Here is a 20,947-nt window from a genome sequence, read left to right on the forward strand (position 1 = left end):
AACCATGCGTGTGTTGAAGTTCGGCGGTACATCAGTGGCAAATGCAGAACGTTTTCTGCGTGTTGCCGATATTCTGGAAAGTAATGCCAGGCAGGGGCAGGTAGCGACCGTACTGTCTGCCCCGGCGAAGATCACTAACCACCTGGTTGCGATGATCGAAAAAACGATCGGCGGGCAGGATGCGTTGACCAATATCGCTGATGCCGAACGCATTTTCGCCGAACTTCTGCAAGGGCTCGCCGATGCTCAGCCGGGCTTTCCACACGCTCAGCTGAAGGTTTTTGTCGAGCAGGAATTTGCGCAAATCAAACACGTTCTGCACGGTATTAGCCTGCTTGGGCAGTGTCCGGATAGCGTTAACGCGTCCCTTATTTGCCGGGGTGAAAAGCTCTCAATCGCCATTATGGCCGGCTTGCTGGAAGCGCGCGGTCATAACGTCACGGTGATTAACCCGGTTGAAAAACTGCTTGCCGTTGGCCATTACCTCGAATCCACCGTAGATATCGCAGAGTCGACTCGTCGCATTGCCGCCAGCCAGATCCCGGCTGACCATATGGTGCTGATGGCGGGCTTTACCGCGGGTAACGAAAAGGGCGAACTGGTGGTGCTGGGTCGTAACGGCTCTGACTACTCCGCAGCGGTACTGGCAGCCTGCCTGCGCGCCGACTGCTGTGAGATCTGGACCGACGTTGACGGCGTTTATACCTGCGACCCGCGTCAGGTCCCGGATGCGCGTCTGTTGAAGTCGATGTCCTATCAGGAAGCGATGGAGCTTTCCTACTTCGGCGCTAAAGTTTTGCACCCGCGTACTATCGCCCCCATCGCCCAGTTCCAGATCCCCTGTTTAATCAAAAATACCGGTAATCCGCAGGCGCCGGGTACGCTTATCGGCGGCAGCAGCGATGAAGACGATCTGCCGGTGAAAGGTATCTCTAATCTCAACAACATGGCGATGTTCAACGTCTCCGGTCCGGGGATGAAGGGGATGGTTGGCATGGCGGCGCGCGTGTTCGCCACTATGTCCCGTGCGGGAATCTCCGTCGTACTTATCACCCAATCCTCTTCCGAATACAGCATCAGCTTCTGCGTGCCGCAGAGCGACTGCGCTCGGGCGAAGCGGGTAATGGAAGATGAATTCTATCTGGAGCTGAAAGAGGGGCTGCTTGAGCCGCTGTCGATCATGGAACGCCTGGCAATTATTTCGGTTGTCGGCGATGGCATGCGGACGCTACGCGGGATTTCCGCCAAATTCTTCGCTGCGCTGGCGCGCGCCAATATCAACATTGTGGCGATTGCACAGGGCTCTTCCGAGCGCTCCATCTCCGTTGTCGTCAGCAACGATGATGCGACCACAGGCGTTCGCGTGACTCACCAGATGCTGTTCAATACCGATCAGGTGATTGAAGTGTTTGTGATTGGCATCGGCGGCGTCGGCGGCGCGTTGATCGAACAGATTAAGCGCCAGCAGGGCTGGTTGAAGAGTAAACATATTGACCTGCGCGTTTGCGGGGTAGCCAACTCTCGCGCTTTACTGACCAACGTACACGGACTGAACCTGGAACACTGGCGCGATGAGCTGGCGGAAGCCAAAGAGGCGTTCAACCTGGGACGACTCATTCGTCTGGTGAAAGAGTACCATCTGCTGAACCCGGTGATTGTCGACTGTACCTCCAGCCAGGCGGTGGCCGATCAGTATGCCGATTTCCTGCGCGAAGGCTTCCACGTGGTGACGCCGAACAAAAAGGCCAATACCTCATCGCTGGATTACTATCATCAGCTGCGTCATGCCGCGAGCAGCTCACGACGCAAGTTTCTCTACGACACCAACGTCGGCGCGGGGCTGCCGGTAATCGAGAACCTGCAAAATTTGCTGAATGCCGGTGATGAACTGCTGCACTTCTCCGGTATTCTGTCCGGCTCGCTGTCATTTATCTTCGGCAAGCTGGATGAGGGCGTAAGCTTCTCTGCCGCGACGAAGCTGGCGCGTGAGATGGGCTATACCGAACCGGATCCGCGCGACGATCTTTCTGGCGTTGATGTCGCGCGTAAGCTGCTGATTCTGGCTCGTGAAACCGGGCGAGAGCTGGAGCTGTCTGACATTATCGTAGAGCCGGCGCTGCCGGCGGATTTTGATGCCAGCGGTGATGTTGACAGCTTTATGGCGCGTCTGCCGTCACTGGATGATGAGTTTGCGTCACGGGTCGCTAAAGCGCGCGATGAAGGTAAAGTCTTGCGTTATGTTGGCAATATCGAAGAGGATGGCACCTGCCGCGTGAAAATTGCCGCGGTAGACGGCAACGATCCGCTGTTTAAAGTGAAAAACGGCGAGAATGCGCTGGCGTTTTACAGCCACTATTATCAGCCACTGCCGCTGGTGCTGCGCGGTTATGGCGCGGGGAATGATGTCACCGCGGCTGGCGTTTTTGCCGATCTGCTGCGTACCCTGTCATGGAAGTTAGGAGTTTAAGATGGTCAAAGTATATGCCCCGGCTTCCAGTGCCAACATGAGCGTCGGGTTTGACGTGCTGGGCGCGGCGGTAACGCCGGTCGACGGCACGCTGCTGGGGGACAACGTCTCGGTTGAAGCGGCGGCGAGCTTTAGCCTGCAAAACGTGGGTCGCTTCGCCAGTAAACTGCCGACGGCTGCGCAGGAGAATATCGTCTATCAATGCTGGGAGCGTTTTTGCCAGGAGATTGGCAAACAGGTACCGGTGGCGATGACGCTGGAAAAAAACATGCCGATTGGTTCCGGCCTGGGCTCCAGCGCCTGTTCCGTGGTTGCCGCGCTGGTGGCGATGAATGAATTCTGCGGTAAGCCGCTCAATGAGAGCCGAATGCTGGCGCTGATGGGCGAGATGGAAGGGCGGATTTCCGGCAGCATTCACTATGATAACGTCGCCCCTTGCTATCTGGGCGGGATTCAGCTGATGCTTGAGGAAAACGGCATCATCAGCCAGCAGATACCGGCATTTGATGAATGGCTGTGGGTGCTGGCCTATCCGGGGATTAAAGTCTCAACTGCGGAAGCGCGGGCCATTCTCCCGGCGCAGTATCGCCGTCAGGACTGTATTGCCCACGGTCGCCATCTGGCGGGCTTTATTCACGCCTGCTATAGCCGTCAGCCTCAGCTGGCGGCGAAGCTGATGAAAGATGTCATTGCCGAACCGTATCGTACCAAACTACTGCCGGGCTTCAGCGAAGCGCGTCAGGCAGCAATGGAAATTGGCGCGCAGGCGTGCGGCATTTCCGGTTCCGGTCCAACGTTGTTTGCATTATGCGATAAACCGGAAACCGCGCAGCGCGTCGCCGACTGGCTGGCTACGCACTATCTGCAAAATAAGGAAGGCTTCGTTCATATTTGCCGGCTGGACACGGCGGGCGCTCGAGTAGTGGGATAACCAATGAAACTCTATAACTTAAAAGATCATAACGAACAGGTCAGCTTTGCGCAGGCCGTTACGCAGGGGCTTGGCAAGCATCAGGGGCTGTTCTTCCCGCACGATCTGCCGGAATTCAGCCTGACTGAAATCGACGAAATGCTGCAGCAGGACTTCGTGTCGCGTAGCGCAAAAATTTTGTCGGCATTTATCGGCGACGAGATCCCGCAGGAGGTTCTGCAAGAACGTATCGGCGCCGCCTTTACCTTCCCGGCACCGGTAAGTAAAGTGCAGGACGACGTCGGCTGCCTCGAACTGTTTCACGGTCCGACTCTGGCGTTTAAAGACTTCGGCGGCCGCTTTATGGCGCAAATGCTGACCCATATCGCAGGCGACAAACCGGTCACTATTCTGACGGCCACCTCGGGTGATACCGGCGCGGCGGTTGCGCATGCGTTCTATGGTCTGCCTAACGTCAAAGTCGTCATTCTCTATCCGCGCGGCAAAATCAGCCCGCTGCAGGAAAAGCTGTTCTGCACCCTGGGCGGCAACATTGAAACCGTAGCAATCGACGGTGACTTTGATGCCTGTCAGGCGCTGGTTAAGCAGGCATTTGATGATGAAGAGCTGAAAGCTGCGCTGGGTCTTAACTCGGCTAACTCAATCAATATCAGCCGCCTGCTGGCGCAGATTTGCTACTACTTTGAAGCCGTTGCTCAGCTGCCTCAGGAAGCCCGTAATCAGCTGGTTATCTCGGTACCCAGCGGTAACTTTGGCGATCTGACCGCCGGTCTGCTGGCTAAATCTCTGGGGCTGCCGATCAAGCGTTTTATCGCGGCGACTAACGCCAATGATACCGTACCGCGCTTCCTGCAGGACGGTAACTGGTCGCCAAAAGCGACTCAGGCCACGCTGTCTAACGCGATGGACGTCAGCCAGCCGAACAACTGGCCGCGTGTGGAAGAGCTGTTCCGTCGTAAAATCTGGCGTCTGAACGAGCTGGGCTACGCGGCGGTGGATGATGAAACCACCAAAAAGACCATGCGTGAGCTGAAAGCCATCGGCTATACCTCTGAACCGCATGCGGCGATTGCCTATCGCGCGCTACGCGACCAGCTGCAGCCCGGCGAATATGGTCTGTTCCTCGGCACGGCGCATCCGGCGAAATTTAAAGAGAGCGTGGAAGAGATTCTGCAGGAGACGCTGCCGCTGCCGAAAGAGCTGGCCGATCGTGCCGATTTGCCGCTGCTGTCGCATGATCTGCCGGCTGATTTTGCCGCGCTGCGTAAGCTGATGATGGGTTAAGCCTGATTCAGCGCTCCCCTCCTGCATTATCCGCAGCAGGGGAGCGTGTTTTTACTGCTCGTGGCGTTTAAAGACCAGTTCTCCGTTATCCGAAGCCTCGGCGTCAAAGAAATAGCCTTCACTATCAAAGCGGGTCAACTGCTCAGGCTTCGTTAAGCGATTCTCAATGATATAACGACTCATCAAGCCGCGCGCTTTTTTAGCGTAGAAGCTGATCACTTTAAACTTGCCGTTTTTCTCATCAAGGAATACCGGCTTAATCAGCTGGCCCTCAAGCCGTTTGGCTTTCACCGACCTGAAGTATTCATCAGAGGCAAGGTTGACCACGATATCGTCGCCCTGGGCTTTCAGTGCCTGATTCAGCTTATCGGTGATGACGTCTCCCCAATAGTGATACAGGTCTTTACCCCTCGCATTCTCAAGCTTAATACCCATTTCCAGGCGATACGGCTGCATCAGATCCAGCGGGCGCAGAACGCCATACAGGCCGGACAGCATCCGCAGATGCTGCTGGGCAAAATCGAAATCAGCTTCGCTAAAGGTCTCTGCCTGCAGGCCGGTATAGACATCACCCTTAAACGCCAGGATCGCCTGACGGGCATTGTCCGGGGTGAAGTCTGGCTGCCAGTCGTGGAAGCGGGTCGCGTTCAGATCGGCCAGCTTGTCGCTGATGCCCATCAGTTTAGCAATCTGTGGTGCCGACAGCTGGCGGGCAATGCCGATAAGCTCCTGAGAGTGTTCCAGCAGCTCTGGCTGAGTATAACGCGTCGTTGCCAGCGGACTTTGATAATCAAGCGTTTTGGCAGGTGAAATCAGAATGAGCATATCCAGTCCTTACGGGAAATTTTTGACGACTTTAGCAAAAAAACCTCAAGAGAGGATCGATAGCTGCGATTGCCGCGCTATTCGCGCGGCAGGTTATCCCAGGTTCCCGGTACCAGCTGTTGATGGATTTCAGGGTAGCGGGTGACGTCAAATTCCGGCCGCTGGCCCAGCTTGCGCTGCCGCAGGTAATCGCTGGCAATGATGCGCACCGTCGGCGACAGCAGCAGGATAGCCGTCAGGTTAGTTATCGCCATCAGCGCCATGATAATATCCGCCATCTGCCAGACTACCGGCAGGCTGACTACCGCTCCGGTGATGACCATGCACAGCGTCAGCAGACGCAGCAGCCAGATGTTGCGGAGGCTATCCATGCGCAGAAAGATGAGGTTATTTTCGGCATAGATATAGTTTGCGACGATCGAACTGAAGGCGAACAGCAGCACGATACAAGCGACAAAGCTGGCACCCCAGTCGCCGACAAGATTGTTCATCGAGTGCTGGATAGCCTGAATACCGTTTGCCACCCCTTCATTGCCGTCTCTTGGCGCCAGCATAATGATCACGGCGCTGGCGGTACAGATGACGATGGTATCAATAAAGACGCCGATCATTTGTACGATCCCCTGCGCTGCGGGATGAGGTGGCCAGGAGGCAGCGGCGGCGGCAGAATTTGGCGTCGAACCCATACCCGCTTCATTGGAGAACATCCCGCGCTGAAAGCCGCTGGTGAGCGCCTGGCTGATGGTATAGCCCACCGCGCCTGCAGCGGCCTCCTGCCAACCGAAAGCGCAGCGGAAAATAATTTCAAAAATCGTCGGCAGGGCGCTGATATGCCACAAGCCAATGACCAGGCTGGCCATCACCCACAGCAAAGCCATAGCCGGCACGAGCCACTGCATCAACCGCGCTACGCCGCGAATACCGCGAATGATGACCAGTAGGGTCAGGGCCGCAAGCACGCCGCCAGTGATGACATCAGGTAAACGAAACGCATACTCCATGGCATGGGCAACGGAGTTGGCCTGGACGGTGTTAAAAATAACACCGTAGGCCAGCAGGAGAAGAATAGAGAACAGCACGCCCATCCAGCGCATGCCGAGCCCCCGGGCCATATACCAGGCCGGACCGCCGCGAAAGTGGCCGCGAGAGTCGCGCTCTTTATAAAGCTGCGCCAGAGAGCATTCGGCGAAGCTGCTGGCCATGCCGAGCAGCGCCGAGATCCACATCCAAAAAACGGCGCCCGGGCCGCCAGCGGCAATGGCCAGCGCAACCCCAGCCATATTGCCGCTGCCCACGCGCGCCGCCAGGCTCATGCACAGCGCCTGAAAAGACGTTAAGCCGCCGGGCTGCGGCTGAAGGCTTTTTTTCAGACTTTTGCTGAACTGGCGGATATAACGGAACTGAATATATTTTGTTCGCCAGGTAAACCAGACGCCAGCGCCCAGTAACAGGTAGATCATTACCGAGCCCCAAAGTATTTCATTGATAAACGACAGAAAATCAGGCATCAAGCATCCTATTGCCCATATCGGCGCGCGAGTGTAAGCGCTACCAATCCAGTGACAATCCTTTAGTGTTCAGGTAATTAATTGGCCCAGTTTATCACACTCTGCGCTCATGCATTGTAGGCGGTTGCGCTGCCCCGGCAGCGTGTTATCATCTTGGCAGACCGGTTACATCCCCTTAACTGCTGTTTAAGAGAAACACTATCATGACGGATAAATTGACTTCTCTGCGTCAGTACACCACTGTCGTAGCTGATACCGGAGATATCGCGGCAATGAAGCTGTATCAGCCTCAGGACGCCACGACTAACCCTTCTTTGATTCTCGGCGCGGCTCAGATCCCTGAGTACCGTAAGCTGATTGATGACGCTGTTGCCTGGGCTCGCGGCCAGAGTAGCGATCGCGCGCAGCAGATTATCGATGCTTCCGATAAGCTGGCGGTGAACATTGGTCTCGAAATCCTTAAGCTGATCCCTGGCCGTATTTCCACCGAAGTTGATGCTCGTCTGTCCTATGACACCGATGCATCTATCGCCAAAGCTAAGCGCCTAATCAAGCTGTATAACGATGCCGGCATCAGTAACGATCGCATTCTGATCAAACTGGCTTCTACCTGGCAGGGCATTCGCGCCGCTGAGCAGTTGGAAAAAGAAGGCATCAACTGTAACCTGACTCTGCTGTTCTCCTTCGCTCAGGCGCGTGCTTGTGCGGAAGCGGGCGTATTCCTGATTTCTCCGTTTGTGGGCCGTATCCTCGACTGGTACAAAGCGAACACCGATAAGAAAGAATACGCGCCGGCAGAAGATCCGGGCGTAGTGTCCGTGAGCGAAATCTACGAATACTACAAACAGCACGGCTACGAAACTGTGGTTATGGGCGCAAGCTTCCGTAACCTCGGCGAGATCCTGGAACTGGCCGGCTGCGATCGCCTGACCATCGCTCCGGCCCTGCTGAAAGAGCTGGCTGAAAGCGAAGGCGCGGTTGAGCGTAAACTGTCTTTCAGCGGCGAAGTGAAAGCCCGTCCGGCTCGCATCACCGAATCCGAATTCCTGTGGCAGCACAATCAGGATCCGATGGCGGTAGACAAACTGGCGGAAGGTATCCGTAAGTTTGCGATCGACCAGGAAAAACTGGAAAAAATGATCGGCGATCTGCTGTAATCCCCCATGTGGCCGACGCCCGTCGGCCACATTAAACTGTCTGCCTTGCTCCCCTCGGTGTATTATTCTGGCTATTAATACTGTTTGAACGGAATAATCATGAACACCTTACGAATCGGCTTAGTTTCCATCTCCGATCGCGCCTCCAGCGGCGTCTATCAGGATAAAGGCATCCCGGCGCTTGAAGAGTGGCTGGCCCGTGCGCTATCCACGCCTTTCGAATTGCAAACCCGCTTGATCCCGGATGAACAGGTTATTATCGAGCAAACGCTGTGCGAACTGGTTGATGAAATGGGCTGTCATCTGGTCCTGACTACCGGTGGCACGGGCCCGGCTCGCCGTGACGTGACCCCGGATGCGACGCTGGCGATTGCCGATCGGGTGATGCCAGGCTTTGGCGAGCAAATGCGCCAGGTGAGCCTGCACTTTGTGCCGACGGCCATTCTTTCTCGCCAGGTTGGCGTTATTCGCAAGCAGGCGCTGATCCTTAACCTGCCCGGGCAGCCGAAAGCGATTGAAGAAACCCTGGAAGGCGTAAAAGATGCCGAGGGTAACGTGCTGGTGCACGGAGTTTTTGCAAGTGTACCGTATTGTGTACAGTTGCTTGAGGGGCCATATGTCGAAACAAACGGCAATGTTGTAGCAGCTTTTCGCCCTAAAAGCGCGAGACGTGAAACATTATCCTGAATTTAATGCATTCCTGAAATAACCTGCAACATCAGTGGTGTGTTGTTTTATTTACGATATAGTGTTTTTTACTTTACACACTGCGTAGAATCTCTTCACACCTCTGGATGATTGCTCGTTATGTCACACTATACCCGACCCCTGAACCGACAGGATTATAAAACCCTGACGCTTGCCGCGCTTGGCGGCGCGCTGGAGTTTTATGATTTCATCATCTTTGTTTTCTTTGCCGCCGTTGTCGGCGAGCTGTTTTTCCCGGCGGATATTCCTGAGTGGCTGCGACAGGTACAAACCTTCGGCATTTTTGCGGCAGGCTATTTAGCGCGTCCTCTTGGCGGCATCATTATGGCCCACTTTGGCGATCTGGTTGGGCGTAAGAAAATGTTTACTTTGAGCATTCTACTGATGGCGCTGCCTACGCTGGCGATTGGTCTACTGCCTACCTACGCATCGATGGGCATCGTGGCGCCGATTTTGCTGTTGCTGATGCGCATTCTTCAGGGCGCAGCGATTGGCGGTGAAGTTCCCGGCGCCTGGGTCTTCGTTGCCGAGCATGTACCGGAAAAAAGAATAGGTATCGCCTGCGGTACGCTGACTGCCGGTCTGACGGTGGGTATTTTACTTGGTTCGGTTGTCGCGACGCTGATTAATACGCACCTCACCCCTCAGGGTATCCACGATGGCGGCTGGCGTATCCCGTTCCTGTTAGGCGGCGCATTTGGCCTCGTCGCCATGTATCTGCGCCGTTGGCTTCAGGAGACGCCGATTTTCCTCGAAATGCAGCAGCGTAAGGCATTAGCGCAGGAGCTGCCGGTTAAAGCCGTCACGCTGAAGCATCAGAAGGCGGTTGTGGTCTCAATGCTGCTGACGTGGCTGTTATCCGCAGGCGTGGTGGTGGTGATCCTCATGTCTCCGGTCTGGCTACAAAAACACTACGGCTTTGCTCCCGCCATCACCCTGCAGGCGAACAGCATCGCTACCATCATGCTCTGTATCGGCTGCCTGCTGGCAGGCCTGGCCGCCGATCGTTTTGGCGCCAGCCGCACGTTTATTGTCGGCAGCTTATTCCTCGCTGCGGCAAGCTGGGCTTTCTATCATCTTTCCGGTGATAGCCCGCAGCGCCTGTTCCTGCTCTACGGTACGGTGGGGTTATGCGTTGGCGTGGTCGGGGCGGTTCCGTATGTGATGGTGCGCGCGTTCCCGGCGGAGGTCCGATTTACCGGTATTTCGTTCTCTTATAACGTCTCTTACGCCATCTTTGGCGGCCTGACGCCGATTGCGGTGACCATGCTGATGGGCGTTTCGCCGATGGCGCCCGCGTGGTATGTGCTGGCACTGTCGTTTATGGGATTGGGGTTGGGGATCTGGCTGCGTCAGGGACTGGATCAGCAGGTTGCAGCGCCGAAAGCTGAACTGCAGCGTCTGCCTTAAATCAAGGTGACTCATGTCGCCGCTCGTGAACGAGCGGCGACAATGAATTAATGCTTTTCGCCGATTGGCAGAACGGTGCGGCCAAACTGCTCGTTCAGCACTTCACCCATCGCCAGATAGATGGCGCTGCCGCCGCAGACCAGACCCACCCAGCCAGCGATCTTCACAATGCCTTCGTTATCAGCCAGGTGGCCAATCGCCAGCAGAGCGAACAACACGGTCAGGCTGAGGAAAACAAACTGCAGCATACGTGCGGCTTTCAGAGTGCCAAAGAACATGAACAGGGTGAAAACGCCCCACAGTCCAAGGTACATACCGAGGAAGTGTGCATCAGGCGCTTCAGCAAGGCCCATTTTCGGCATCAGAAGAATGGCAACCAGCGTCAGCCAAAAAGCGCCGTAAGACGTAAATGCGGTTAAGCCAAAAGTGTTGCCTTTTTTAAATTCCAGCAGGCCGGCAAAAATCTGCGCAATGCCGCCATAAAAAATGCCCATCGCCAGGATAGCTACATCAAACGCGAACAGGCCGCTATTTGCCAGGTTAAGCAGAATAGTGGTCATGCCGAAGCCCATAAGGCCCAGCGGTGCCGGATTAGCCAACTTAGTGTTGCCCATAATTCCTCAAAATAATGATTAGAAAGGGAAGCATTCCCCGCCGTCTCTGCGTCGGGGCGCGGCATAATAATTAGGCGTTACGATACTGTCTATGATCTGGCGGGGTATTTTTCGCCAATTTCATTTTTTCCCTGATGAAGTCTGGTCATTTGCCTTAAACAGGCAATATGCAACACGGCTGGAATGGTCACCCGATATGCGCTGCCGCTCACGGCTTTTACCCCATTAAACGCGGCGCCGAGCGGTCCGCCAAGCCCTGCTCCGCGTACCAGCCCGTGGCCGATGACGCTCACCGCGGCGTGGGTGCGGAGGATCTTCGTCAGTCGGGTTTCAAGAAGATGCGAGACTCCCTGCGCTAACTTATTTGTCTGAAGCAGATGGGGAAGCAGTTCTTTCTGCTCTTTGACACGACACTCAACGGCACTAAAGAAGTCGGCTTTTTGCCGCTCATCCATCTTTTTCCAGCTATGCTCCAGAAAGTGTTCCAGGAGATGTTGTTCTATTTCCGGGGTAGAGGCTTGTTTATCGGTTTTGATTTTTAGTCTCTTGCAGACGTCCAGCAAAATTTCGCGATAGAACTTGCCATGACGACGCAGCGTGTTGGCGATGCTATCACCGCCAAAGTGCTGGAGTTCCCCGGCAATGAGCTGCCAGTTGCGGCGATAGCGCTCAGGGTGTCCTTCCATCGCCTGAAAGGTTTCATTACGCAATAGCGTACTTGAAAGCCGGGGTTTTCCATTCTCATTGTGAGTCAGAATTCGAGTGAATGTTTCCAGATGCTCTTCGCTGCAGCGATGCAGAAAAGAGAGGTCTTCATCATCCAGATAATTAATCTTCATAAGCGTTTTGATAATGTGAACCGGAATATTAATCGTCGCCGATAATTTTTAGCGAGGCCATATCGGAAGAGTTAATGGTGTGACCAGAAAAAGCGATTTTTTTAACGCAGCGTTTGTTGTCGTTGTCGCTATTAATATTAATCCAGCCGGTTGTTTCCCCTTCTTTTATAGTTGACGGGACGCTGAGGCTTTGGCTGGCGCTGTTGCTGACTTTGAAGTACACCGTTGCGTCGGACAGCTGGACATCGCCGCGATCGGCAGTCAGCTGGATACGCTTAATTACCCTGCATATCGGTAGCTTCAGGGTGAGATCGTTAGTCTCATTTCGCGGCATGGCGACAACCCCTAAAATTTTATGATCGTTAGCGGACGCCGACGTGGCTAACGTCGCGCTCAAAAATAATCCTGCTGATATATGAATCAGTGATTTCATGAGGATTTCCTGATTATTAGATGGGTTATTAGGACGACGCATTTTATCACTGGAACTTTATTGTATTTAGCACGTAATGATTGCGGATTATGTCAATTACGGCGTGAATGTATTTAGGTTTAATAATAATTTTAAATTATGTAATGGGCGTTTTTAGCGCGGCATTTCGCGCGTTATCGGCTGCCGGGACGTACCCGGCGGCGCGGTCAGAGTAAAAATTTTTCGTATCCCCCCCTTGATGAAGTCGCGGGTGACCCCATCTTGTAGTCAACCGCAGTGAATGAACCTGAAAAAAAATGATGTCTGGGTAGTTGAAACCGCACGTTTCGCCCTTATTACAGGTTCACAACCACATGTTGACTGAATTTTTAGTGGAGACGTTTAGATGGGTAAAATTATTGGTATCGACCTGGGTACTACCAACTCTTGTGTAGCGATTATGGATGGCACTACTGCACGCGTGCTGGAGAACGCCGAAGGCGATCGCACCACGCCTTCTATCATTGCCTATACCCAGGATGGTGAAACTCTGGTTGGTCAGCCGGCTAAACGTCAGGCAGTGACAAACCCGCAAAACACCCTGTTTGCGATTAAACGCCTGATTGGCCGCCGCTTCCAGGACGAAGAAGTCCAGCGTGACGTTTCTATCATGCCGTACAAAATCGTGGCCGCAGATAACGGCGACGCATGGCTTGATGTGAAAGGCACCAAAACCGCACCGCCGCAGATCTCTGCTGAAGTGCTGAAGAAAATGAAGAAAACGGCTGAAGATTACCTGGGCGAACCGGTAACTGAAGCGGTAATCACCGTACCAGCTTACTTCAACGATGCTCAGCGTCAGGCAACCAAAGACGCCGGCCGTATCGCAGGTCTGGAAGTCAAACGTATCATCAACGAACCGACAGCCGCTGCGCTGGCTTACGGTCTGGATAAAGAAGTCGGCAACCGTACTATTGCGGTATACGACCTTGGTGGTGGTACTTTCGATATCTCCATTATCGAAATCGACGAAGTTGACGGTGAAAAAACCTTCGAAGTTCTGGCGACCAACGGTGACACCCACCTGGGCGGCGAAGACTTCGACACCCGTCTGATCAACTACCTCGTTGACGAGTTTAAGAAAGATCAGGGCATCGACCTGCGTAACGACCCGCTGGCGATGCAGCGCCTGAAAGAAGCCGCTGAGAAAGCGAAGATTGAACTCTCTTCTGCTCAGCAGACCGACGTGAATCTGCCGTACATCACCGCAGATGCCACCGGTCCGAAACACATGAACATTAAAGTGACCCGTGCGAAACTGGAAAGCCTGGTAGAAGATCTGGTTAACCGTTCCATCGAGCCGCTGAAAGTTGCTCTGCAGGATGCTGGCCTGTCCGTGTCTGACATCAACGACGTTATTCTCGTTGGCGGCCAGACTCGTATGCCAATGGTGCAGAAGAAAGTTGCTGAGTTCTTTGGTAAAGAGCCGCGTAAAGACGTTAACCCGGACGAAGCCGTGGCCATTGGCGCAGCTGTCCAGGGCGGTGTTCTGACCGGTGAAGTAAAAGACGTACTGCTGCTGGACGTTACCCCGCTTTCTCTGGGTATCGAAACCATGGGCGGCGTGATGACTGCGCTGATCAACAAGAACACCACTATCCCGACTAAGCACAGCCAGGTGTTCTCTACTGCGGAAGACAACCAGTCTGCGGTAACCATCCATGTGCTGCAGGGTGAGCGTAAACGCGCATCTGATAACAAATCTCTGGGTCAGTTCAACCTGGATGGGATTAACCCGGCGCCGCGCGGCATGCCGCAGATCGAAGTCACCTTCGATATTGACGCCGACGGTATCCTGCACGTTTCCGCGAAAGACAAAAACAGCGGTAAAGAGCAGAAGATCACCATCAAAGCCTCTTCTGGCCTGAACGAAGAAGAGATCCAGAAAATGGTTCGTGAAGCAGAAGCTAACGCGGAATCTGACCGTAAGTTTGAAGAACTGGTTCAGACCCGTAACCAGGGTGACCATCTGCTGCACAGCACCCGTAAGCAGGTTGAAGAAGCGGGCGATAAACTGCCGGCTGACGATAAAACCGCTATCGAGTCTGCATTGACCGCGCTGGAAACTTCCCTGAAAGGTGAAGATAAAGCCGATATTGAAGCGAAAATGCAGGCGCTGGCCCAGGCTTCCCAGAAGCTGATGGAAATCGCTCAGCAGCAGCACGCCCAGCAGCAGGCTGGCGGCGCTGACGCTTCCGAGAGCAACGCGAAGGACGACGATGTTGTTGACGCTGAGTTCGAAGAAGTGAAAGACAAAAAATAATCGCCCTTTGAACGGGTAAAACACTGGCACGGGCGAAGAGGTTTCCTCTCCGCCCGTGCACGCATGTTAAGGGGCTGAAAAACACCAATGGCAAAGCAAGACTATTACGAGATTTTAGGCGTTTCCAAAACAGCGGAAGAGCGTGAAATCAAAAAGGCGTACAAGCGCCTGGCCATGAAGTATCACCCGGACCGCAACCAGGGCGATAAAGAGGCAGAATCAAAGTTTAAAGAAATCAAAGAAGCGTATGAAATCCTGACTGATGCCCAGAAGCGTGCAGCTTACGATCAGTACGGCCATGCTGCGTTTGAGCAGGGCGGTATGGGCGGCGGCGGCGGTTTTGGCGGCGGCGCGGATTTCAGCGATATCTTTGGCGATGTTTTCGGCGATATTTTCGGCGGCGGACGTGGTCGTCAGCGCGCATCGCGCGGTTCAGACCTGCGCTATAACATGGATCTTACGCTCGAAGAAGCCGTTCGCGGCGTAACGAAAGAGATCCGTATCCCGACTCTGGAAGAGTGCGACGTTTGTCACGGCAGCGGCGCCAAAGCGGGCAGCCAGCCGCAGACCTGTCCGACCTGCCACGGGGCAGGCCAGGTTCAGATGCGCCAGGGCTTCTTCGCCGTTCAGCAGACCTGTCCGCACTGTCAGGGACGCGGTACGCTGATCAAAGATCCGTGCAATAAATGTCACGGTCATGGCCGCGTCGAGAAAACGAAAACGCTGTCGGTTAAAATCCCGGCGGGCGTTGATACCGGCGACCGTATTCGTCTGGCAGGTGAAGGTGAAGCCGGCGAGCATGGCGCACCGGCAGGCGATCTGTATGTTCAGGTTCAGGTTAAGCAGCACGCCATTTTCGAGCGTGAAGGAAATAATCTGTACTGTGAAGTACCGATCAACTTCACTATGGCTGCTCTCGGCGGTGAAATCGAAGTCCCGACGCTGGACGGTCGTGTAAATCTTAAAATACCGGGCGAGACGCAGACAGGTAAGCTGTTCCGGATGCGCGGTAAAGGCGTGAAGTCCGTTCGCGGCGGCGCGCAGGGCGATCTGCTATGCCGCGTGGTGGTCGAAACGCCGGTTGGTCTGAACGATAAACAAAAGCAGCTGCTGAAAGATCTGCAGGAAAGCTTTGGTGGCCCAACGGGTGAAAAGAATAGCCCGCGCTCCAAAAGTTTCTTCGATGGCGTGAAGAAATTTTTCGATGATTTGACCCGCTAATTGCATTTCATTTTCAGTCTTCCACTAAGCCTGGGCCTTCGCGTTCAGGCTTTTTTCTATCCGCAGCCCTATCTTTTTAATTAACCTATTATTTATAAGGGCTAAGAATTGATTTATTTTGAGTATTATCTATATTGCTTTTTTCGTTTTTAGAGGCTGACAGCGGATGGGATCGAAAGGTGCCAACAAGGATTTTGATTACAATTTAATCAAGACCCTTGACGCTGTTATTTCAGCTGGAAATGCTGCCAAAGCAGCAAAAAAACTTGGTATCACTCCGGCGGCGGTCTCGTTGGCGCTTCGCCGTTTACAGAGCTATTATCAGGAAGAGTTGTTTATCCGTGGTAAAGATGGCCTGTTACCCACCGCTAAAGCGATCGAGATCCATCAAAATTTCCGTCAGGTTATGGAACTGATAAATAGTACCTTTATTCCCGAGCATAAAGGGAGTCGTGATGCCCGGCTGACTATTTTAGGCGGTGATATCGTTGAGGCTTACTATCTCTCACAGCTTTATGCCGGAGATATCTTTGAACGAGTATTACTCAACCATTATTCATCAAGAAATCTCTCTCGTGAGATGATGACGGAGCTACTGCTTACAGCAGAATGTGATGTTCTGATTGGTACCGAGCCGTTGAACGTCCCCGGGATTGATAATCAACTGATCGATAGCTTCAAAAGCTTTGTCTGCATTTTTGCCAGTAATCATATCTTAAGTACCTTGCCTCATCTTTCATTACATCATTTCTATTCCTCCCGTCATGCGATGTATCAGCCGGGCATGCACTCCCCGATGATTATTAATGATAAGGGTCTTTTTAAAGATGATCTTTATTATAAAGGCTCACGTATTATTGGCTATCGTAGCGACTCCCTTAATGGCTTAATGAGTATGATTGAACGTACTTCATTCATAGCCTTAATGCCGTTGAAGTTGGCGCTATTCTATAAGAATCAGCGTAAATATGATATTAAGTTTGTGCAACCGCCACCGGAACTTACTTTTAAATCTATACAGATTTATGCATCATGGAACAGAAACAGTAAAAATATATCAGTGATAAATGAAATTGTTTCCATGTTACACACTCTGTCATCATTTCGTCGCTGAGGAGTATCACTTCAAACGATATAGTTAATATGGTTTGGTTTGATGCTCTTTGATTACTGGTAAATAGCTAACCTCTTTACACTTATTGGGTACCATTTTGTACGCCTTCATCAAGGAGTGTTCTATGTCTATTCCAAATCATTTGGCGACAACGGAAGTCGTTTTGCTGGAAGTCGAAATTTTTATCACCATTATTGCTATCGGAGCTTGGGGCGGGTTTGTTAGCTACCTTATCCGGCGTGATAAGCAAGAAGGTGATGATCATTCCCATAAGGGCATCATGCACTGTTTAACCCAGGTTGTGGTTTCCTGTTTTACCAGTTTTTTGCTCAGCGCCGTGGCGATTGAAAAAGAGCTTAGTTTTAATATGGTGTTGCTCGCCGCGGGGCTTGGCGGGGTATTTGCAGGGCCGATTTTGAAAATTCTTGGCGAGAAGATTAAAAAGGCTCTGGAAAATGCAAAAATTCATTAAGTGATGTCCAGTCTATATTTATGCTAATAAAAGTCTCGTCCCTGAGTCTTTTATTAGCTGTATTGCCACGATGATCTTAGGTGATTCTGGCCTTCATCCAGCCATAAATAAACTCTTCATTACCTTTGTTTTTTTCTGTGATATCCAGATAGTAGGCTCCCTGGCTGCAGTTGAGCGCTTTTATCAGCACTTCTTCACCCTGTTTGCCCCTTAAGGCCAGAAAGTGATTGAGAGCGGAGAGGGTCCGAGGGCCAATTTTGCCATCGGTTTTGATATCCTGGTAACTTTTTTCTTCCCGGTTTAGCGCGTTGAGCCAGCGCTGTAGCCAGACGCAAGGATAGTGGGGGCCAATATTGACTGCGGCATCGCAGAGTTCGAAAGAAATGGGCCAGGATATAGTTGAGATCTGCTCAAATCCGGGTTTGATCCAGTAATCCTCTTCGAGGATAGAAAATGCTTCAGCTCGCGTCAGGTTGATCATCTCTCCTGTATAACCATGAGCTCGGGCCGTTGCCTCAGTGATCCCCCAGTTGGTGGCTCCACCTTTATCTTTAGGATTGTTGGTATAGCCGCCTTCCATTACTAAAATACCATCAATAATCGGGTTCATTTTTCATTTCCTTGAATTAATGAATGTGCAGGTACATCACCGTGCCGAGGGTGACAGAAAATACGGTGGTTAATGCTGCCAGCGTCTTTCTGAACACCTGTCGTTTTGTTCCTTTCTTTTCGCTCTCCATGGCTTTAATAGGAATTTCTTTATTAACCTGAATGCCCTGTCTTGGGATGGTGATAAACAGGTCATTTATCCCAAGGGACTTCAGATCTCTTCTGATTAAGTAGAGTATTTGCGTTAAATTTGCGTCATTCACAAAGTGACTACGGCTTCCCCATAATTCTGAAGTTATTTTTTGCCGTTCAATAATATCCATATTTGCATTTTCGATGATGAAGCTCAGGCACTTCGCCCTCATTGCCGTCATTTTAATGACCTGTGAGTTTGAGGTGGTTCTCAGCTCATACTTTCCTTCGTTGTAAACGCAATTATCATTGATGAGATAAGTTTTCATGTTGTCGTCCTTTAGATATATAGATCCTGATTGCGTGGGTTCAATATATTGTACGAGAATTGGCTTAATCTATTACTTGTCATTCGTATTATTCTAATGTCATTTGATGATGAGAGCTTAATCACATAATCTCATGTAAAGTAAATGATATTTAACCCACTGATAAATGAGATTTAATGTGCTGCTGATGTTTTCGCCATGATTTTGCTGAGATACGTATATCCGCTGATGATTTAAGAATTACCGCCATCATTTTTCTCGCATAAAATAGCGTGAATGAGATGTTGAAAACATGATGTTATGTGATTAGCCATTGTCTCGTAAGCATTGAATTATTGGTCCGGCAGAACGAACTGCGACAATTTTTCAAGCTTAAAAGGAAATTAATAATGGCTACTAGCAAACTGATTCAGGGCGATACGCTGACCGAAACCAGCAACGCCGCAGACGGCTTTAACCCAGCGAAAGAAGTCAGCGCATACAGCTATACTTCTGCTCGCGTCGCGAAGCCGGTATATAACCAGTACAAGTCTTCCACGGCTAAGCCCAAAGTATTCGGCTACTACACCGACTGGTCCCAGTATGATGGTCGCCTGCAGGGAGATGATTCGAAAGATAACCGTGGTCGCGGTTACGATCTGACCAACGTTGCGCCTACCGCTTACGACAAAATCATCGTCGGTTTCGTCGGCGTCACCGGCTTCCATAAAGTGGATGGGATGTACCGCGATGTGGTTGCCGAAGGCGCCGAGCAGTGCGGAAAAGTTAAATATGAGCCGACCTTCCTCGACCCGTGGGGCGATTTCCAGTCCTACGTTAACGTTGGCCACTCCGTCAGCGGCTGGGACGTCGATCCGAAAACCGTCACTCAGGCGAATGCCAAAGGTCTGCTCGGCGGCCTGCGCGATCTGCAGGCTAAAGCGAAGCAGCAGGGTCACGATCTGGTGCTGTCCATGAGCATCGGCGGCTGGACCATGAGTAACGGCTTCCACGAAACCGCAGCTTCTGATTCCGCCCGTAAAACCTTCGCGAAAGGCGTGGTAAAACTGTTCAAACAGTTCCCGATGTTCAGCGAAGTGGATATCGACTGGGAATACCCGAACGCGGAAGGCGCGGGCAACCCTTACGGCCCGGAAGACGGCGAAAACTATGCGCTGCTGATCGGCGAGCTGCGTAAGCAGCTGGATTCCGCCGGTCTGAGCAACGTCAAAATCTCCATTGCCAGCTCCGCGGTAGTGAAGACCTTCGATTACTCCAACGTGAAAGCGCTGCTGCAGGCCGGTCTGTACGGCATCAACGTGATGACCTATGACTTCTTCGGTACGCCGTGGGCGGAAACCCTGACCCATCACACCAACCTGAACGCGCTGGAAGAAGGCGGCTGGGCGGTCAATACCATCGTCGACCATCTGCTGGCCGAAGGCTTCCCGGCAGACCGCATTAACATTGGCTATGCCGGTTATACCCGCAATGGCCGCAGCGTTGAGCTGGAATCTCTGTCTCCGCTGAAAGGCTCCTATAACCCGGGTACCGGTACTACCACCGGTACCTTCGAATCCGGTACCACCGAATGGTATGACGTTATTTATAACTACCTGGACCTGGAAAACCAGAAAGGCCGCAACGGTTTCAACGTCTATACCGACCAGGTGGCCAATGCGGATTACCTCTACAACCCGGAAAGCAAACTGTTCATGTCTCTGGACACGCCGCGTTCTGTTAAAGCCAAGGGCGAGTACGCCGCGAAGTTGGGGCTCGGAGGAATGTTCACCTGGACTATCGACCAGGACAACGGCGTGCTGGTGAACGCCGCGCGTGAAGGTCTGGGCTATGAAATGGCCTCTGAAGTTATCGATATGGAACCGTTCTATTTCGAAGGCATCAACGTCGACCCGGCAGATGAACAGGATGACGATAGCGTTCAGCCTGAACCGGCGATCAACCACGCGCCGAAGGCTGCCATTGAACTGCGCGTTGTGGGCGGTTCTACCGTACAGCTCTCTGGTGAAGGTTCCTCTGATGAAGATAAAGACGAGATTACCTGGAGCTGGGGCGTTCCTTCTGAAATCAGCGTGGCAGACAAGACCAGTGCTGTCATCGAGTTCGTCGTTCCGGAAGTGACCGTTAACACCAACTTCCAGTTCACCCTGTTCGTTCGTGATGCCTGGGGCGAGCCTTCTTCCCAGCAGCGTTATGTGCTGGTTGTCGTTCCGTCGGCGTCTCAGGTGCAGCCTGAGCCTGAAGAGGACGATACCGTAGTTCCGGTAGAGCCTGTCGAACCGGAAGAAGACACCACGCCTGCGGAAGATGACACTTCCACGGATGACGCGACGATGCCTTACCCGCTTTGGGATGCCAGCACCGTTTATGGCGGCAACTGGGGTACCTTTGAAACCGTCAGCTGGAAAGGCCATAACTACCAGGTGAAATGGTGGTCTCAGGGCGACCAGCCGGATCTGAACTGCGCTGCGGGCCAGGCATGGACTGACCTTGGTGCTTACTGATCCTTTTCGTTAAGCGAAAAATAGTGGGCTAAAAAATGCAAGCCCCGGTTTACCGGGGCTTTTTTCCACCAGGGAATGAGGAATTTTG

Annotated in this window: 18 protein-coding genes; 11 read left to right on the forward strand and 7 right to left on the reverse strand. The window is 52.6% G+C overall.

Translation table 11 applies throughout. The features are described 5' to 3' along the window. The first annotated feature begins 4 nt into the window (after window positions 1-4). From thrA to thrC, 3 genes are read left to right on the forward strand one after another with little or no spacing between them, the layout of a single operon-like run. Window positions 5-2,467 carry a bifunctional aspartate kinase/homoserine dehydrogenase I gene (gene thrA, locus ABLV12_RS16030; RefSeq protein ID WP_023320300.1) on the forward strand — a complete coding sequence of 821 codons (2,463 nt, stop codon included), beginning with the start codon at window positions 5-7 and terminating at the stop codon, window positions 2,465-2,467. Between the two features lies 1 nt (window position 2,468). Further along, a complete protein-coding gene (thrB, locus tag ABLV12_RS16035) occupies window positions 2,469-3,398 on the forward strand; it encodes a homoserine kinase (RefSeq protein ID WP_004110407.1) in 930 nt (309 codons plus the stop codon). A 3-nt stretch (window positions 3,399-3,401) separates the two neighbouring features. After that, a complete protein-coding gene (thrC, locus tag ABLV12_RS16040) occupies window positions 3,402-4,682 on the forward strand; it encodes a threonine synthase (protein WP_004108418.1) in 1,281 nt (426 codons plus the stop codon). A gap of 51 nt (window positions 4,683-4,733) precedes the next feature. On the opposite strand, the gene yaaA is transcribed toward thrC, so the two are convergent. Both yaaA and ABLV12_RS16050 read right to left on the reverse strand, forming a co-directional pair. Further along, complete coding sequence (gene yaaA, locus ABLV12_RS16045) at window positions 4,734-5,507, reverse strand: peroxide stress protein YaaA (RefSeq protein ID WP_004108416.1); 774 nt, start codon at window positions 5,505-5,507, stop codon at window positions 4,734-4,736. Window positions 5,508-5,584: 77 nt separating this feature from the next. Next, complete coding sequence (locus tag ABLV12_RS16050) at window positions 5,585-7,015, reverse strand: sodium:alanine symporter family protein (protein WP_004108414.1); 1,431 nt, start codon at window positions 7,013-7,015, stop codon at window positions 5,585-5,587. Between the two features lie 203 nt (window positions 7,016-7,218). Between ABLV12_RS16050 and tal the strand changes: the two genes are divergently transcribed. The 3 genes from tal to ABLV12_RS16065 all read left to right on the forward strand — a co-directional run bounded on the left by tal (window position 7,219) and on the right by ABLV12_RS16065 (window position 10,290). Continuing rightward, window positions 7,219-8,172 carry a transaldolase gene (tal, locus tag ABLV12_RS16055; RefSeq protein WP_004108412.1) on the forward strand — a complete coding sequence of 318 codons (954 nt, stop codon included), beginning with the start codon at window positions 7,219-7,221 and terminating at the stop codon, window positions 8,170-8,172. Window positions 8,173-8,271: 99 nt separating this feature from the next. After that, window positions 8,272-8,859 carry a molybdopterin adenylyltransferase gene (gene mog, locus ABLV12_RS16060; protein WP_004108410.1) on the forward strand — a complete coding sequence of 196 codons (588 nt, stop codon included), beginning with the start codon at window positions 8,272-8,274 and terminating at the stop codon, window positions 8,857-8,859. A gap of 120 nt (window positions 8,860-8,979) precedes the next feature. Beyond that, window positions 8,980-10,290: an MFS transporter gene (locus tag ABLV12_RS16065; protein ID WP_160886962.1), complete on the forward strand. Its 1,311-nt coding sequence runs from the start codon at window positions 8,980-8,982 to the stop codon at window positions 10,288-10,290. A 47-nt stretch (window positions 10,291-10,337) separates the two neighbouring features. Here the strand turns inward: ABLV12_RS16065 and satP are convergent, their stop codons facing one another. From satP to ABLV12_RS16080, 3 genes are all read right to left on the reverse strand, one after another. Beyond that, window positions 10,338-10,904 (reverse strand): acetate uptake transporter, encoded by a 567-nt coding sequence (gene satP, locus ABLV12_RS16070; protein WP_004110413.1) that lies wholly within the window; start codon window positions 10,902-10,904, stop codon window positions 10,338-10,340. Between the two features lie 89 nt (window positions 10,905-10,993). Continuing rightward, window positions 10,994-11,743 carry an acidic protein MsyB gene (msyB, locus tag ABLV12_RS16075; RefSeq protein ID WP_004108405.1) on the reverse strand — a complete coding sequence of 250 codons (750 nt, stop codon included), beginning with the start codon at window positions 11,741-11,743 and terminating at the stop codon, window positions 10,994-10,996. A gap of 28 nt (window positions 11,744-11,771) precedes the next feature. After that, window positions 11,772-12,176 (reverse strand): DUF2541 family protein, encoded by a 405-nt coding sequence (locus ABLV12_RS16080; RefSeq protein WP_064398496.1) that lies wholly within the window; start codon window positions 12,174-12,176, stop codon window positions 11,772-11,774. Between the two features lie 385 nt (window positions 12,177-12,561). Between ABLV12_RS16080 and dnaK the strand changes: the two genes are divergently transcribed. From dnaK to ABLV12_RS16100, 4 genes are all read left to right on the forward strand, one after another. Continuing rightward, window positions 12,562-14,478 carry a molecular chaperone DnaK gene (gene dnaK / locus ABLV12_RS16085; RefSeq protein WP_004108401.1) on the forward strand — a complete coding sequence of 639 codons (1,917 nt, stop codon included), beginning with the start codon at window positions 12,562-12,564 and terminating at the stop codon, window positions 14,476-14,478. An 87-nt stretch (window positions 14,479-14,565) separates the two neighbouring features. Then, on the forward strand, window positions 14,566-15,699 hold the full coding sequence (gene dnaJ / locus ABLV12_RS16090) for a molecular chaperone DnaJ (protein WP_004108399.1): 1,134 nt from the start codon (window positions 14,566-14,568) through the stop codon (window positions 15,697-15,699). Window positions 15,700-15,865: 166 nt separating this feature from the next. Then, window positions 15,866-16,813 (forward strand): LysR family transcriptional regulator, encoded by a 948-nt coding sequence (locus ABLV12_RS16095; RefSeq protein WP_004110417.1) that lies wholly within the window; start codon window positions 15,866-15,868, stop codon window positions 16,811-16,813. 124 nt (window positions 16,814-16,937) lie between these two features. After that, entirely contained in the window at window positions 16,938-17,285 is a 348-nt protein-coding gene (locus ABLV12_RS16100; protein ID WP_004108395.1) for a phage holin family protein, read from the forward strand. Between the two features lie 76 nt (window positions 17,286-17,361). Here ABLV12_RS16100 and ABLV12_RS16105 read toward each other — a convergent pair whose 3' ends face one another. Together ABLV12_RS16105 and ABLV12_RS16110 are read right to left on the reverse strand one after the other, a co-directional pair. After that, the gene (locus ABLV12_RS16105) at window positions 17,362-17,895 is read right to left on the reverse strand and encodes a glycoside hydrolase family 108 protein (RefSeq protein WP_004110420.1); all 534 of its coding nucleotides are present in this window, start codon (window positions 17,893-17,895) and stop codon (window positions 17,362-17,364) included. A gap of 16 nt (window positions 17,896-17,911) precedes the next feature. Beyond that, window positions 17,912-18,355 (reverse strand): transcriptional regulator, encoded by a 444-nt coding sequence (locus ABLV12_RS16110; RefSeq protein WP_004108388.1) that lies wholly within the window; start codon window positions 18,353-18,355, stop codon window positions 17,912-17,914. A gap of 389 nt (window positions 18,356-18,744) precedes the next feature. On the opposite strand from ABLV12_RS16110, the gene ABLV12_RS16115 reads away from it, so the two are divergent. Beyond that, complete coding sequence (locus ABLV12_RS16115; protein ID WP_348867152.1) at window positions 18,745-20,859, forward strand: glycosyl hydrolase family 18 protein; 2,115 nt, start codon at window positions 18,745-18,747, stop codon at window positions 20,857-20,859. Window positions 20,860-20,947 lie beyond the last annotated feature (88 nt).

Origin of the sequence: Klebsiella sp. CN_Kp100 (assembly GCF_040065315.1) — a bacterium.
In the GTDB taxonomy this organism is placed as follows: Bacteria; Pseudomonadota; Gammaproteobacteria; order Enterobacterales; family Enterobacteriaceae; genus Klebsiella; species Klebsiella oxytoca.